Raw genomic sequence first — 12,797 nt, 5'->3', positions numbered from 1 at the left:
GGCTCACGGGAAGGCGATCCGGCGGACCCTGCCGCCCAGTTCGATGACCCCGTCCGGGCCGGGGGCCGTCATGACCTGCGAGCCCCGGCCCTGGGTGATGTTGAGGGCGCGGCCCAGCTCCGCCGTCAGCAGCAGGGCCGCCGCGCCGGTCGCCTCGTCCTCGTCGACGCCGTCGCCCCGCCCGGGGAACGCCCGCGCCCGGATCCGGCCCGCGGCCTCGTCCTCCCAGGCCCACGCGTACACCCACTCCCCCGGCGGCGGCACCGGCAGGGCGTCGACCTCGGCGGCGGAGCCGTACCGGCGCAGGGTGCGCGGCGGGGCCCACTCGGCGCGGGCCTCGATCCAGGTGAACTCGCCGTCCTGACGCGCCCACACCTCCCCGACGGGCAGGTCGAGGACTTCCAGGTCCAGCAGCCACGCGGCGCCGACGACGGGGTGGCCCGCGAACGGCAGCCGCACGCTGGGCGTGTAGATGTCCAGGGCGCCGCGCTCCGGGTCGTCGACGAACACCGTCTCGCTGTGGCCGAGCCTGCGGGCGAACTCCTGGCGGGCGGCCGGGTCGGGGCAGGCGCGTCCGTCCCGCACGACGCCGAGGCGGTTGCCGTGCCGCCCGTCGGCGCCGCAGAAGACGGACAGGACCTCGGGTGCGCCGTTCGCGCCGTGCGGGCTCATCACGCGGGCATTCAAGCACGCCCCGTGCCGGCCGGCCGCCTCCGGTCCCGGGGGCCCGCCCGGGTAGGGTTCGGTCGGTCGGTGCGGGAGGGGCGAGGGCGTGAGGAGCAGCAGGCAACCGATGACGAGGCTGGGTCGGGCGCTGGGCGTCCTCGCGGCGGTGGCCGTGCTGGCGCCGACGGCGAGCGGATGCGTGACGGTGCACGGCGAGTCGGAGGTCGTGCCCGCGGTCAGCCGGGACGAGGCGGCGCGGGCACTGGAGGAGTTCGTCGAGGCGTACAACGCGGCTGACGAGGCGTACGACCCGTCACTCGACGCGCACCGGGTGACCGGTTCGCTGGGCGCGATCCACCAGGCCGGCCTGAAGGCCCGCTCGGTGACGCACCCTCAGGGAAACCCGAAGCACACGCCGCTGGAGCTGACGGACGCGCGGTTCGTGATCCCGAAGAAGGCGGGCTGGCCCCGCTGGTTCGTCGCCGACGCCGATTCCAACCGGGACGTGGACGACAAGGGCCCGGGCGACGACCGCTGGCTGCTGGTCTTCATCAGGAACGGCAACGACCAGCTCTGGGAGGCGTCGCACCTCACCGTCCTGGAGGAGAAGGCGGTGCCGGCGTTCCGCACGGACGCGGACGGGTTCGCCGAGCCGGTGGCGGACGGCCGGGTGGCGGGCATCAGCAAGGACTACGCCTCCTACCTGACCTCCGGGCGGCCCGCCGTCTTCGCGGCCGGGCAGCACACCACGGTGTGGCGGGAGGAACGCAACAAGATCGCCAACCGGCCGGGGCTCGCCGTCCAGTTCGCGGACCAGGCCCTGGACACGGGGACGTTCCGGCCGCTGGCGCTCGCCACCGAGGACGGCGGGGCGCTGGTCTTCTTCGCCACTCGGCTCTACGAGCGGCGCACGGCCGCGGAGGGGTACCGGCCCAAGGTCAGTGACAGCGAGAAGCCGCTGCTGACGGGTCGGGTGCGGGACACCGTCACGAAGGACTGGGTGCTGAGCGTGGCCGCCCGGCTGGCCCCGGGGGCCGAGGGCGCGGGCGGCGAGCAGGTCACGATCGTGAACCGCTCCCAGGGCGTGACCGCGGTCACCGGTTCGTAGCGCCGGTCGGGAGCGGGCCGACACGGCGGCGAAGGTCCGCGGACGGGCCGGGCGACCCGGTCGCTCGGGCGGTACGGACGGCTGCGCCCCTCGGGCCGTCGCCGCCCGGAGGGCCGTGGCGGCACGGCGGGGGCGTCCCGCGGGAGGCGGCCCCACGGGCGCGTGAGCCGCGCCGGGTGACCGGACCCGCAGGCGCCCGCTGCGGCGGCACCTGTCCCCGCAGGCCCTTGACGCGGGGCCCGCCGAGCCCCGCCTTGCCTGCCGACCCCGGAGGCACGGCGTCCGCAGGCGGAGCAGCCGACGGCGAGCGCCGGCTGCCCGCACGGGACGCGGCCGGTCGTGCCGGGGGCGCGGGCACTGCGGGCGCCTCGGGCGTCAGCGGCCGATGGGCCAGGCCACGGCCGGGTGGCCGCCCGAGCCGCCGTACTCGTCGGCGTACCGGGCGCAGGCGTCGGTGAGCGTCTCCAGCAGGGTCAGGGGGTCCGGCAGCGGATGCTCCGGCCCCCGCACCCACTCCACGGCGTGGTCGCCGGGCAGCCGTGCGGGCGGCACGAGCACGTAGCTGCCGCGGCAGTGCCAGCGCAGCCCGGGGTGCTCGTCCATGGTCTCGGGGTGGCAGTCCAGCTCGCACGGCCACCACTCGTCCTCGTCCTCCGGGGTGCCGCGGGTGGCGGTGAAGAACAGCATGCGGCCCTGCCCCAGCGCATCGCCCGCCTCGGCGACCGGGCCGACGTCCACGCCGTCGGCGAGCAGCCGCTCCAACGCGGCGCGACCGGCCTCCACGGGCACGTCCAGGACGTCGTGGACCATGCCGGTCGCGGTGATGAAGTTGGCCTGCGGCTGTTTCTGGGCCCAGCGCTCGATCTGGGCCGGGTCCGTGCTGCACTGCGTCTGCCAGGCGAAGGAGACGGGATGGCGGGCGGGCGTCGGACACCCGATGCGCTCACAGGAGCAGCGGTAGCCGGAGGGGTACGCGGCGGGGGCGAGCGGCAGTCCGGCCGCGGCGGTGGCCAGCAGGAGTTCCAGGCGGCTCGGGGCGCCGGACGGCTCCCCCGGGTCCTTGGGCCTGCGGCGCAGCCAGTTCGCGAGTCTGCTCTCCCCCGTGCCGCGGTAGCGGCCGATACCGTCGCCCATCTATCCCCTCACACCTGATGCAAGCCCCTGCGGTCCCTGCCATGGTCCCACCATCCTGCGCCGCAGGTGACCGGACGGGAGAACCGGGGTGTGCAGGAGGGCTCCAGCGGGTAGGCACGGGCGTCCCGACATGCGGTCAGGGGGGTGGAGTTGCCGCTTTTTGTCGGGTTATGCCCGGTGACGGAGCACCGTTCACCGTGAGGAGACCCACGCCGCCCCCGCATGGCGCGCACGTGAACACCGGTAACCACCCGTACGGTGCGATGCGCGAAGCGGGGCTGCGGGCGCACCATGACTGCGTCGCACGCATCCCGCGTGCACCTGACGTCTGTGAGGAGCCTTCGTTGCCTCGTGACGCAACACCGCGCCGTTGCCTGATGTGCCCACCTGCGCATTTCAGGGTGACGTACTCCATCAACCCGTGGATGGACCCGGCGAAACCGGTCGACCTGCCGCTCGCCGTCGCGCAGTGGGAGGACCTGAGGGACCGCTACCGCGCCCTCGGGCACACCGTGGAACTCCTGGAGCCGCACCCGGACCTCCCGGACATGGTCTTCGCCGCGAACGGTGCCACGGTCGTGGACGGCCGGGTGCTCGGCGCCCGCTTCCTGTATCCGGAGAGGGCCGCGGAGGCGGAGGCGCACCGCGCCTGGTTCCGCGCCCACGGCTTCCCCGACGTCCACGAGCCCCAGCACGTGAACGAGGGCGAGGGCGACTTCGCCGTGACCTCGTCGTACGTCCTCGCGGGCCGCGGGTTCCGCTCCACGTCGCTCGCGGGCGACGAGGCGCAGGAGTTCTTCGGCCGGCCGGTGATCGGCCTGGACCTGGTGGACCCGCGCTACTACCACCTGGACACGGCGCTGTGCGTGCTGGACACGGCGGCGGACGAGATCATGTACTACCCGGGTGCGTTCTCGCCGGGGAGCCGCGCGGTGCTCGCCAGGCTGTTCCCCGACGCCCTGCTGGCGGAGGAGCCCGACGCGGCGGCCCTCGGGCTGAACGCGGTGAGCGACGGCCGCCACGTGCTGCTGCCGCAGGCGGCGGTGGGCCTGTTCGGGCCGCTCAGGCGGCGCGGCTTCGAGCCGATCGGGATGGACCTGGGTGAGCTCCTGAAGGGCGGCGGCAGCGTGAAGTGCTGCACCCAGGAGCTGCGTCCCTGACCGGCCGGGGCGGGGTCAGTCGTCGAGCGTGATGCGGAACCCGGCCGTTCCGCCGTGCTCGGTGATCCTGGCCTCGCCCTCCCCGTCGGCGTACACGCCGGTCACGGCGCCGGGTGCCCCGTGCGGGCCGGTCCCCTCCACGTCCAGGCGTCGGTGAGGGACAGATGCCCCGTGTCGGTGCGCAGGACGCGCTCGCACTGCCGGACGTGACCACGTGCGTGGACGAGGACGGCGGTGCAGCGGGCGGTCATGTCGCCGATCTTCGTACCGGGCCCACGGTCCTCGGTGCGCTCGTGGAGGTGACCGTACAGGCTCCACGTGTCGCCGTCGTGCACGAACAGCGGCTTCGTGCCGCGCTTCAAGGTGACGGCCCAGTCGAGCACCATGCTCCCGGGCTCCGGTTCCGGGGCGGCGGCGCGGGCGGTCGTCGGGCTGGCCAAGAGGGCGGCGGCCAGTGCGGCGGCCGCCGTCAGGTGCGGTTCTTCGCCATGCCGTCAGACCAGCGCGCCCCGCGGGGCTGCGGCAAGGGGCGCGCGGGGCGGCTCACCCGGGCGGGCGCCCCGGCTCACCCGCCGAGGGGCCCGGCCGCGGATCGCCCGGCTGCGGTCAGTCCGGCGGCCAGGGGTCGCCCCAGTCCGCGTCCCGCGCCGCCTTGTACAGGGGCCCGTGCCGCTTGCTGACGGTGTCGCGGCGCAGCCCCCCGTCCTCGGTGCACAGGTCCAGCAGGACCTGGCCCTTGCGGGTCTGCGGCCTGCGGACGATCCGTCCCGCCGCCGCAGCGGCGGGGAACCGCACGGCCGCCACGTAGGCGAACTTCTCGTCCTCGTACGGCAGGGACCCGCCCTTCACCTGCCGGTGCAGCGACGACCGGGCCACGCGCGCCGAGAAATGGCACCAGTCGGTGCCCGGCACGATGGGGCAGGCCCCGCCGTGCGGGCAGGGCGCGGCGACGGTCAGCCCGGCGGCGACGAGCTGCTCCCGGGCCGCGAGGATCCGCTCGTACCCGTCGGGGGTGCCCGGTTCGACGACGACGACGGCCTGCGCCGCGCGCGCGGCCTCGGCCACCAGCGCGCGGCGGTCCTCGGGGGTGAGCTCCTTGAGGACGTACGAGACGGTCACCAGGTCGGTGGCCTCCAGCGTCAGCGCGGCGCCGATGCGGGCCCGCCGCCACTGCGCGTCCGGCCCGGCCCCCGCGGCCAGTTCGCGGCCCAGGGCGAGGGCGGGCTCCGCCCAGTCCAGCACCGTGCTGCGGGCGGCGCCGTCCCAGGCCTCCGCGACCGCCCACGTCGCCGCGCCCGTGCCGCCGCCCACGTCGGTGTGGGTGCCGGGCGCCCAGTCGGGCGCCGCCTCGCGCAGCGCGGCCAGCGCGGCCCGTACCGCCTCGAACGTGGCGGGCATCCGGTACGCCGCGTACGCGGCGACGTCGGCGCGGTCCCGCAGGACGGGCGCGTCGGTCGGGGTGGTGCCGCGGTAGCTGGCGATCAGCCGGTCGACGGCCTGCGCCGCCCTGGTCGGGGGCAGCCCGTCGAGCAGCCCGGCGAGGGCGGCGCGCAGGGCGTCCGGGAGGGGGAGGGAGGCGTTCACCGATCTATGGTAGGTGCGGGTCCGCGCTCCGTCCGCCACGGGCGGCACAGGCCGAGGAAGCAGCCCAGTGCGGCGACGGCGCAGACGAGCTGCACCACGGCCATCGGCACGGCGGTCGTCTCGCCCGCGATGCCGACGAGCGGGGAGGCCACGGCCCCGACGAGGAACGACGCCGTGCCGAGCAGCGCCGACGCGGAACCGGCGGCGTGCGGGGTGCGCATCAGGGCCTGCGCGTTGGTGGTGGGGAGGGTGAGGCCCATCGCGGACATCAGCACGAACAGCCCGGCGGCGACCGGCACGAGCCCGACGGGCCCGAAGACCCCGGTGGTCATCAGCAGCAGCGCGAGCGCGGCCAGGGTGACGGCGGCCAGACCCGCCGCGAGCACCTTGTCGAGGGACACCCGGCCGACCAGCAGCTTGCCGTTGACCTGGCCGACGGCGACCAGGCCGACGGAGTTGACGCCGAAGAGGAGCGCGAAGGTCTGCGGGGAGGCGCCGTAGATCTCCTGCACGACGAACGGGGACGCGGAGATGTAGGCGAAGAGGGCGGCGAAGGCGAGGCCGCCCGCCAGCACGTAGCCGGTGAAGACCCGGTCGGCGAGCAGCCCGCGCATGGTGCGCAGCGCGGTGCCGACGCCGCCGCCGTGCCGGCGCTCGGGCGGCAGCGTCTCGTGCAGCCACCTCCACACCACGAACGTCAGGACGGCCCCGATGACGGCGAGGACGTGGAAGACGCCCCGCCAGTCGGTGACCCGCAGGATCTGGCCGCCGATGAGCGGGGCGATGACCGGGGCGACGCCGGAGATCAGCATGAGGGTGGAGAAGAAGCGGGCCATCTCCACGCCGTCGTACAGGTCGCGGACCACGGCGCGGGCGATGACGATGCCGGCGGCCCCGGCGAGGCCCTGGAGCAGGCGGAAGCCGATGAGCAGGCCCGCGCTGGGGGCGAGCGCACAGACCGCGGTGGCCGCCACGTACACGAGCATGCCGGCGAGCAGCGGGCGGCGGCGCCCCCACCGGTCGCTCATCGGGCCGACGACGAGCTGCCCCGCGGCCATGCCGGCGAGGCACGCGGTCAGGGTGAGCTGGACGGTGGCGGCGGGCGCGTGCAGGGACCGGGTGACCTCGGGCAGTGCCGGGAGGTACATGTCCATGGACAGCGGCGGCAGGGCGGTGAGGCCCCCGAGGACGAGGGTGACGAGGAGCCCCACCCGGCGGGCGGCGGCACGGGGCAGGGGGGCCTCCCCCGGCGGGGACCCGGGGGCGGTGGCCCCGCTCGCCGGGGGCGCGGGGGCGGCGCCGGTCCGCTCCGCAGGTATGTGTCCCGGGGTGTCCGTCGGTGGCTGTCCCTGTGTGCTCGGGCCGCTCTCCGGCATGGGGTCTCGTCTCCTGTTCTGGGGGGGGTGCGCCCGGCCTATGCTCTCAGCTCGACCGGAGTGGTTGAAAGCTGAATCGGAGGGGGCGGGCGTGGAGCGGACGATCCGCCGGGGTGTGCCGGCGACGGGCGGCATCGCGGCGTCGTTCACCCAGGACCTGCTGGGCATGCCGGACGACGCCGAGGTGGTCGCCGTGGCGTCCCGCACCCTGGAGGGGGCCAAGGGCTTCGCGGAGCGGTTCGGCCCGCCCTGTGACGCTGACCGGGCGGTGTGCCGACCGGGCCCGGTGACGGCGGCGGGGCAGCCGGTACCGGTGGCGCGGTGGGCCCCGGCGGCCCGGCGGCCCCGGTGAGGGAGGGGAAGCGGCGGACCGGCGGGCCGCCCGGGGACGCCGCCCCCGTCCGCGGGGAATGCCGCCGGACACCCCCGCCCCGCCCCTCCGGCCGGCTGCCGGCAGGCCCGCCCGTCAGCGGAGCGACCCGTGGCGGGTGCCATGCCGCGTGCGGAGTGATGAGGCAGGTGGGCCATTCGGCCGTGCCACCCTGCGGCCTGGCTTGATCACGGGCGGGTCGGGAGGCCGATGTGTACTGCTCACGTGAGTGGCTGTACGAGCGGATCCGCCGCGACCGCCGCGCGGCCCCGGTCGTCCTGCCGCGGGCAGCGGCCCGGTGCGCCCCCGCGGCGCCGCGGACGTCCCCCGGCACCGTCCGGGCCGGGACCCGGCTGCGGAAAGGCCGCGCTGTCGTGCCCGGAGGCGGGCCGGCGGGCCGGGGCGTGCCGGCCCGTGCCGGCACGGGCTCCCGCCCGCCGACGGCCCCCGCGTCCGGGCGCCGGTCGAGCAGGCCGTCGTGACGGCGGCCGGCGAGCCGGGAGGCGGAGGCCGGCGCTCGCCCCTGTCCGGCCCGCCGGCACGCCTGAACGCCGAACTGGGGCGGATGGACGAGCAACCGGGACCGGAGGACGGTGGACCGCCCCGGCAGCCACGAGCCGCGGGGCCCCCACCGAAGCGACGCCGGAGTGCCGGGAGCCGGGCTGTCAGGCGGGCCTGAGCCCGGGGTCACCGGCTTCCGTGACGAACGACGCGGCCGTGGCGACCGGTGCGCCCGGTGTCGTCACGGCGGAGACGGTGCGGAAGTCGGCGCGGGCCGCGTCCTCGGCGAGGGTGACGCGAAGGTAGCCGCGGCGGCCGTCGTAGTGCTTCATGTGCGGGTTGGCCCGGGTCAGGTTCTCCCAGTTGGCGGGCCGCTCCACACCGTCCTTGCCGCTGCTGACGGAGGTGGTGACGAGTTCGGTGCCGATGGTGCGGGAGTCCGGGTCGTCGAAGTCCGCCTTCAGGTCGAGGGCGTAGCCGACGTGCACGTCCCCGGTGAGGACGACGAGGTTGTCGACGCCGGCGTTCCACGCCCCGTCGAGCAGCCGCGTGCGGGCCGCCGGGTAGCCGTCCCAGGCGTCCATGGAGACCTTGTGGCCGGGGCCCGGGGCGTTGCGCCGCCGGGCGAGGACGACCTGCTGTGCGAGGACGTTCCAGACGGGGCGGGACCGCCGCCAGCCGTCGAGCAGCCAGCGCTCCTGCGTCGCGCCGAGCATGGTGCGCGACGGGTCCTCCGACTCGGGGCCCGGCACCCGCCAGCCGTCGCCGTACGCCTGGTCGGAGCGGTACTGGCGGGTGTCGAGCACGTCGAACTGGGCGAGCGTGCCGAAGCGCAGCCGCCGGTAGAGACGCATGTCGGGCCCGTCCGGCCGCTGCGGCCTGCGCAGCGGCTGGTTCTCCCAGTACGCGCGGTACGCGGCGGCCCGGCGCAGCAGGAACTCCTCGGGCGGCACGCCGTTCTCCGGGACGCCGCCCGCGTAGTTGTTCTCCGTCTCGTGGTCGTCCCAGGAGACGACGAAGGGGTGCGCCGCGTGCGCGGCCCTCAGGTCCGGATCGGTCTTGTAGAGGGCGTACCGCAGCCGGTAGTCCTCCAGGGTGACGGTCTCCCGGGCGAAGTGGGCGGGCAGCACGCGGTCGGTGTAGCGGCGGGCGCCGCCCGCGGCGTCGACGGCGTACTCGTAGAGGTAGTCACCGAGGTGGAAGACGGCGGCGAGGTCGTCCTCGGCCGCGAGGTGGCGGTACGCGGTGAAGTAACCGTCGTGGTACGCCTGGCAGGACACCGCCGCGAGCTTCAGCGCGGCCGGGCGGGCGTGCGGGTGCGGCGCGGTGCGGGTGCGGCCGGCCGGGCTGGTCCAGCTGCCGGCGCGGAAGCGGTAGTGGTAGGCGCGGCCCGGTTCGAGGTGCCGCACCTCCACGTGCAGGCTGTGGTCGAACTCGGGGTGCGCGAGGGCGGTGCCGCGCCGCACGACCCTGGTGAAGCGTTCGTCGTGGGCGAGCTCCCACTGGACCGGGACGCGGGCGGCGGGCAGTCCGCCGCCGGGCTCGTACGGGCGCGGCGCGAGGCGGGTCCAGAGCAGCACGGACGCGGGCAGGGGATCACCTGAGGCGACCCCCAGCGTGAACGGGTCCTCGGTGATCTTCCGGGCGTCGAGTTCGGCCGCCTGGGCGGCGCCCGCGGCCGGGAGGTGGACTGCGAAGGCGAGTGCCGCGGCGGCGCCGGTGGCGCCGAGGAAGCGTCGACGACCGAACTGCTGTGCGGCTAAGCGGAGTTGGACTGCGTCGAAGGTCATGGACCCCAGTGCAGGGGGCCGGGCCGTCCGGAACACGACATCCACATGGCGGTCGCATGATGTCCGGGTGCCGGACCGTCCCGTACGCTGCGCCCCCATGGACGGTGCACGCAGGATCGCGGTGGTGACCGGCGCCGGCTCGGGCGTCGGCCGGAGCGTGGCCGCGGCGCTGGCGGAGGCCGGCTGGTCGCTCGCGCTCGCGGGGCGCCGGGGGTCCGCCCTCGCGGAGACGGCGGCGCTGACCGGCGGGGACGCCCTGTGCGTCCCGACGGACGTGACGTCGCCGGAGGCGGTGCGCGCGCTGTTCTCGGCGGTGCGGGACCGGTACGGCCGGGTGGACCTGCTGTTCAACAACGCGGGCTCGTTCGCGGGCGGCGGCACACCGCTGGAGGACCTCCCGTACGAGACGTGGCGGCAGGTGGTGGACGTCAACCTGACGGGCGCCTTCCTGTGCGCGCAGGCGGCGTTCCGCCAGATGCGGGAGCAGGCGCCCCAGGGTGGCCGGATCATCAACAACGGCTCCCTCTCGGCGCACGTGCCGCGCCCGCACTCGGTGGCGTACACGGCGACGAAGCACGCCGTCACGGGCCTCACGAAGTCCCTGTCCCTGGACGGCCGCCCGTACCGGATCGCCTGCGGCCAGATCGACATCGGCAACGCGGCCACGGAGATGACGGCCCGCATGCAGACCGGCATCCTCCAGGCGGACGGCACCGTCGCCGCCGAGCCGGTGATGGACGCGGCGGACGTGGCGCGCACGGTGGTGCACATGGCGTCGCTGCCGCTGGAGGCGAACGTGCAGTTCGCCACGGTGATGGCGACGACGATGCCGTACGTCGGGCGCGGTTAGCGCGGCGGACACGGCCGGCGGGGCAGGCGCGGGAGCCGACTGTCCCTCGCCCACGAGCCGGCGCGGACCGGTTCGCCCCGGGCACGCGGACCGGCGGGGGCCGCGGGACACGGGCGACCGCCGACCGGTGGGTCGCGGCGTGGCCGGTCGTCGGGGATCGGCGGGTCGCACGGAGGCCGGGACCGGTGCCGGACGCGGGGCACGGCCGCAGTCGGCTACGCCTGGCCGGTCTCGAAGCGGCTGATCCTGCCGTCGTCGACGACGAAGTGCCACTGGGTGCGCATCTCGCCCCACGTGTCGTTCCGGTAGCGGGCGACGAGGTCGCGTCCGCCGCCCTTCTCCGACTCCACGTCCATGTGGCCGCGCGTGGCGAAGACCTCGTTCTCCACCCACTGGGTGAGGTCGCGGTCGGAGCCGTCGTCGGACATGGTGGCGTCCGGGGTGAGCGTCGCGACGAACGCCTCCCGGTCGTGGGCGTTGAGCGCGGCGACGAAGGCACGCACGGCGGGGTCGGTCAGCTTGTCCACGGGGATCGGCACGGCGGACTCCGAGGGGAGAGGCGAAACGGACTGGTCGCCCCACCGGATACACCGCCTCGGGGGCGTCTCCGCGGCTGCCACGGGGGAGGCTCACCTGCATGGACCACACCTGGAAGACCATCGACGAGCTGCACGCCTGGCTGGACGGCCACGCGGACGGCCCGCCCGAGCGGACGGCGCTGCTGCGCGTGCTGAAACTGTCGGAGGAGGTCGGCGAGGTGGCACAGGCGGTGATCGGCGCGTACGGCCAGAACCCCCGCAAGGGCACCACCCACACGTGGGAGGACGTGCGGGCGGAGCTCTGCGACGTGGTGCTCACGGCGATGGTGGCCCTGCGGACGCTGACCCCGGACGCCCCGAAGGTCTTCGCCGACCACCTGGCCCGGGTCCGGGACCGAGCCCTGCCCTCGTGACGCCCGGCGCGCGCCGCCTCCGCCGGAAGCAGGACACGAGCCTCCAGGTGGCCGGCGGCTGCGGCTGCGGCTGCGGCTGCGGCTGCGGCACGACCGTACGGGGCGGCCGCAGGCTGCACCGGCAGGCCGGGCTGCGGCCGCCGGGGCTACCGCAGCCGCCTGGCGGCGACCGACGACGCGGCACCGGGCGCACCGCTCACCGGGGGCCGCCGTCGGTGCCGTGCGGGGCGCCCCCCGGGGGCGGGGGCGTCAGGCCCGGCAGCGCAGCATCTCCAGCGGCGGGTTGGCGAGGAAGTCGGCCCAGAAGTCCGCGCCGAACTCCTCCAGGCCGCTGTCGGACACCGGCACGGGCACCCAGGTCAGGTCGCGGAACCCGGCGGCCCGCAGGCTCTGCTCGTAGACCTCGCGGCGCGGGCAGGTGGAGGCGAACGTGACCGGCGGGTCGAGCAGGGCGGTGAGCCGGATGCCCGGGCCGGTGCCGCCTTCCTCGCCGGTCGCCTCGCAACGGAACCCGTACTTGTCCAGCGGCGGCCCGTCGAACCGGTAGTCGGGGTTCTGGGCGAGCACGAAGAACTCGCCGCCGGGCGCGAGGCTCCGGTGCACGGTGCGGCACATGCGCTGCATGGTGGCGGCGTCCGGCGCGTAGTTGAGCAGCTGCACCGCGGTGGCGATGTCGAAGCGCCGGTCCAGGGGACGCATCTCCGCGACGTCGCCCACGTCGTAGCGCACCCCGAGCGGGTCGCGCTCCTCGTACCGGCGCGCCACGGCGACCATCTCCCCGGAGATGTCGATCCCCAGGACCTCGGCCGCGCCGCGCCGCTTGAACTCCCGGCTGTAGAAGCCGGTGCCCGACGCCAGGTCGAGCACCGCCCTGCCCCGTACGTCGCCGACCATCGCCAGGAAGGCGGGAACCTCCCCGTAACGCGCCAGCGGCAGGGACTTGAAGCCCTCGAACGCCTCACCGATCCCGTCGTACAGCTGGTTGCCCACCGTTGCCGTCCTCTCTCGCATGCCGCCAAATCGGCTGTCGCTGGCCCCGGTTGATCCGAGACCGGCTTCTGGCGGGCAGTCTTCCGGCACGCCGGCGCGGTGCCGTACTGGCGGAAACCACGAAGATGCGGACACGGCCCCGGCTCCGCGCACAAGGGCCCGCGCGGGGCGGTGGCCCGGAGCCGCGGGAGGCCCCAGGCAAGGGACCTGCCAGGAGCGGGCGGCAGACACGTCGAGCCGTACGCCGAGGGAGTCACCGCGCCCATGACGACGCCACCAACGACTACGTCCGGGAGGCCTTCGAACGTTCCCAAGG

General features: G+C 75.5%; 12 protein-coding genes and 1 pseudogene. 5 read left to right on the top strand and 8 right to left on the bottom strand.

Going from position 1 to position 12,797, the window contains the following annotated elements:
- Positions 1-3 precede the first annotated feature (3 nt).
- Entirely contained in the window at positions 4-672 is a 669-nt protein-coding gene (locus BJP40_RS06690; RefSeq protein WP_071279416.1) for a PhzF family phenazine biosynthesis protein, read from the bottom strand.
- A gap of 121 nt (positions 673-793) precedes the next feature.
- Between BJP40_RS06690 and BJP40_RS06685 the strand changes: the two genes are divergently transcribed.
- Positions 794-1,774: a hypothetical protein gene (locus BJP40_RS06685; RefSeq protein WP_071279414.1), complete on the top strand. Its 981-nt coding sequence runs from the start codon at positions 794-796 to the stop codon at positions 1,772-1,774.
- 375 nt (positions 1,775-2,149) lie between these two features.
- On the opposite strand, the gene BJP40_RS06680 is transcribed toward BJP40_RS06685, so the two are convergent.
- The gene (locus BJP40_RS06680; protein ID WP_071267116.1) at positions 2,150-2,908 is read right to left on the bottom strand and encodes a bifunctional DNA primase/polymerase; all 759 of its coding nucleotides are present in this window, start codon (positions 2,906-2,908) and stop codon (positions 2,150-2,152) included.
- Positions 2,909-3,252: 344 nt separating this feature from the next.
- On the opposite strand from BJP40_RS06680, the gene ddaH reads away from it, so the two are divergent.
- A complete protein-coding gene (gene ddaH, locus BJP40_RS06675; protein WP_079170972.1) occupies positions 3,253-4,068 on the top strand; it encodes a dimethylargininase in 816 nt (271 codons plus the stop codon).
- Positions 4,069-4,169: 101 nt separating this feature from the next.
- On the opposite strand, the gene BJP40_RS06670 is transcribed toward ddaH, so the two are convergent.
- The 3 genes from BJP40_RS06670 to BJP40_RS06660 form a co-directional block, all read right to left on the bottom strand.
- A complete protein-coding gene (locus tag BJP40_RS06670) occupies positions 4,170-4,454 on the bottom strand; it encodes a hypothetical protein (RefSeq protein WP_071279412.1) in 285 nt (94 codons plus the stop codon).
- 220 nt (positions 4,455-4,674) lie between these two features.
- On the bottom strand, positions 4,675-5,652 hold the full coding sequence (locus BJP40_RS06665) for a small ribosomal subunit Rsm22 family protein (RefSeq protein WP_071267110.1): 978 nt from the start codon (positions 5,650-5,652) through the stop codon (positions 4,675-4,677).
- The gene (locus BJP40_RS06660) at positions 5,649-7,028 is read right to left on the bottom strand and encodes a multidrug effflux MFS transporter (RefSeq protein ID WP_071279410.1); all 1,380 of its coding nucleotides are present in this window, start codon (positions 7,026-7,028) and stop codon (positions 5,649-5,651) included. Before BJP40_RS06660 ends, BJP40_RS06665 begins: the two co-directional genes overlap by 4 nt.
- A gap of 40 nt (positions 7,029-7,068) precedes the next feature.
- On the opposite strand from BJP40_RS06660, the pseudogene BJP40_RS31440 reads away from it, so the two are divergent.
- Positions 7,069-7,278 (top strand): annotated as a pseudogene (locus tag BJP40_RS31440) (gfo/Idh/MocA family oxidoreductase); the annotation flags it as partial.
- 785 nt (positions 7,279-8,063) lie between these two features.
- On the opposite strand, the gene BJP40_RS06645 reads toward BJP40_RS31440, so the two are convergent.
- A complete protein-coding gene (locus tag BJP40_RS06645) occupies positions 8,064-9,689 on the bottom strand; it encodes an alkaline phosphatase (protein WP_071279404.1) in 1,626 nt (541 codons plus the stop codon).
- A gap of 97 nt (positions 9,690-9,786) precedes the next feature.
- On the opposite strand from BJP40_RS06645, the gene BJP40_RS06640 reads away from it, so the two are divergent.
- Positions 9,787-10,539: an SDR family oxidoreductase gene (locus BJP40_RS06640; RefSeq protein ID WP_071279402.1), complete on the top strand. Its 753-nt coding sequence runs from the start codon at positions 9,787-9,789 to the stop codon at positions 10,537-10,539.
- A 215-nt stretch (positions 10,540-10,754) separates the two neighbouring features.
- Here BJP40_RS06640 and BJP40_RS06635 read toward each other — a convergent pair whose 3' ends face one another.
- Positions 10,755-11,078, bottom strand: a complete 324-nt coding sequence (locus BJP40_RS06635) for a nuclear transport factor 2 family protein (protein ID WP_071273440.1) — start codon at positions 11,076-11,078, stop codon at positions 10,755-10,757.
- A gap of 98 nt (positions 11,079-11,176) precedes the next feature.
- Between BJP40_RS06635 and BJP40_RS06630 the strand changes: the two genes are divergently transcribed.
- The gene (locus tag BJP40_RS06630) at positions 11,177-11,491 is read left to right on the top strand and encodes a MazG-like family protein (RefSeq protein ID WP_071279401.1); all 315 of its coding nucleotides are present in this window, start codon (positions 11,177-11,179) and stop codon (positions 11,489-11,491) included.
- Between the two features lie 249 nt (positions 11,492-11,740).
- Here the strand turns inward: BJP40_RS06630 and BJP40_RS06625 are convergent, their stop codons facing one another.
- The gene (locus tag BJP40_RS06625; protein WP_107416725.1) at positions 11,741-12,481 is read right to left on the bottom strand and encodes a class I SAM-dependent methyltransferase; all 741 of its coding nucleotides are present in this window, start codon (positions 12,479-12,481) and stop codon (positions 11,741-11,743) included.
- Positions 12,482-12,797 lie beyond the last annotated feature (316 nt).

The organism is Streptomyces sp. CC53, from assembly GCF_001865245.1.
In the GTDB taxonomy this organism is placed as follows: Bacteria; Actinomycetota; Actinomycetes; order Streptomycetales; family Streptomycetaceae; genus Streptomyces.
Note: the sequence above shows the minus strand (reverse complement) of the source record. Positions and strands in the feature narration are given on the sequence as shown.

Coding starts and splice junctions, on each gene's coding strand:
- BJP40_RS06690 (WP_071279416.1), bottom strand. CDS start 672: ATGAGCCCGCACGGCGCGAACGGCGCACCCGAGGTCCTGTCCGTCTTC.
- BJP40_RS06685 (WP_071279414.1), top strand. CDS start 794: ATGACGAGGCTGGGTCGGGCGCTGGGCGTCCTCGCGGCGGTGGCCGTG.
- BJP40_RS06680 (WP_071267116.1), bottom strand. CDS start 2,908: ATGGGCGACGGTATCGGCCGCTACCGCGGCACGGGGGAGAGCAGACTC.
- BJP40_RS06670 (WP_071279412.1), bottom strand. CDS start 4,454: ATGGTGCTCGACTGGGCCGTCACCTTGAAGCGCGGCACGAAGCCGCTG.
- BJP40_RS06660 (WP_071279410.1), bottom strand. CDS start 7,028: ATGCCGGAGAGCGGCCCGAGCACACAGGGACAGCCACCGACGGACACC.
- BJP40_RS06645 (WP_071279404.1), bottom strand. CDS start 9,689: ATGACCTTCGACGCAGTCCAACTCCGCTTAGCCGCACAGCAGTTCGGT.
- BJP40_RS06640 (WP_071279402.1), top strand. CDS start 9,787: ATGGACGGTGCACGCAGGATCGCGGTGGTGACCGGCGCCGGCTCGGGC.
- BJP40_RS06630 (WP_071279401.1), top strand. CDS start 11,177: ATGGACCACACCTGGAAGACCATCGACGAGCTGCACGCCTGGCTGGAC.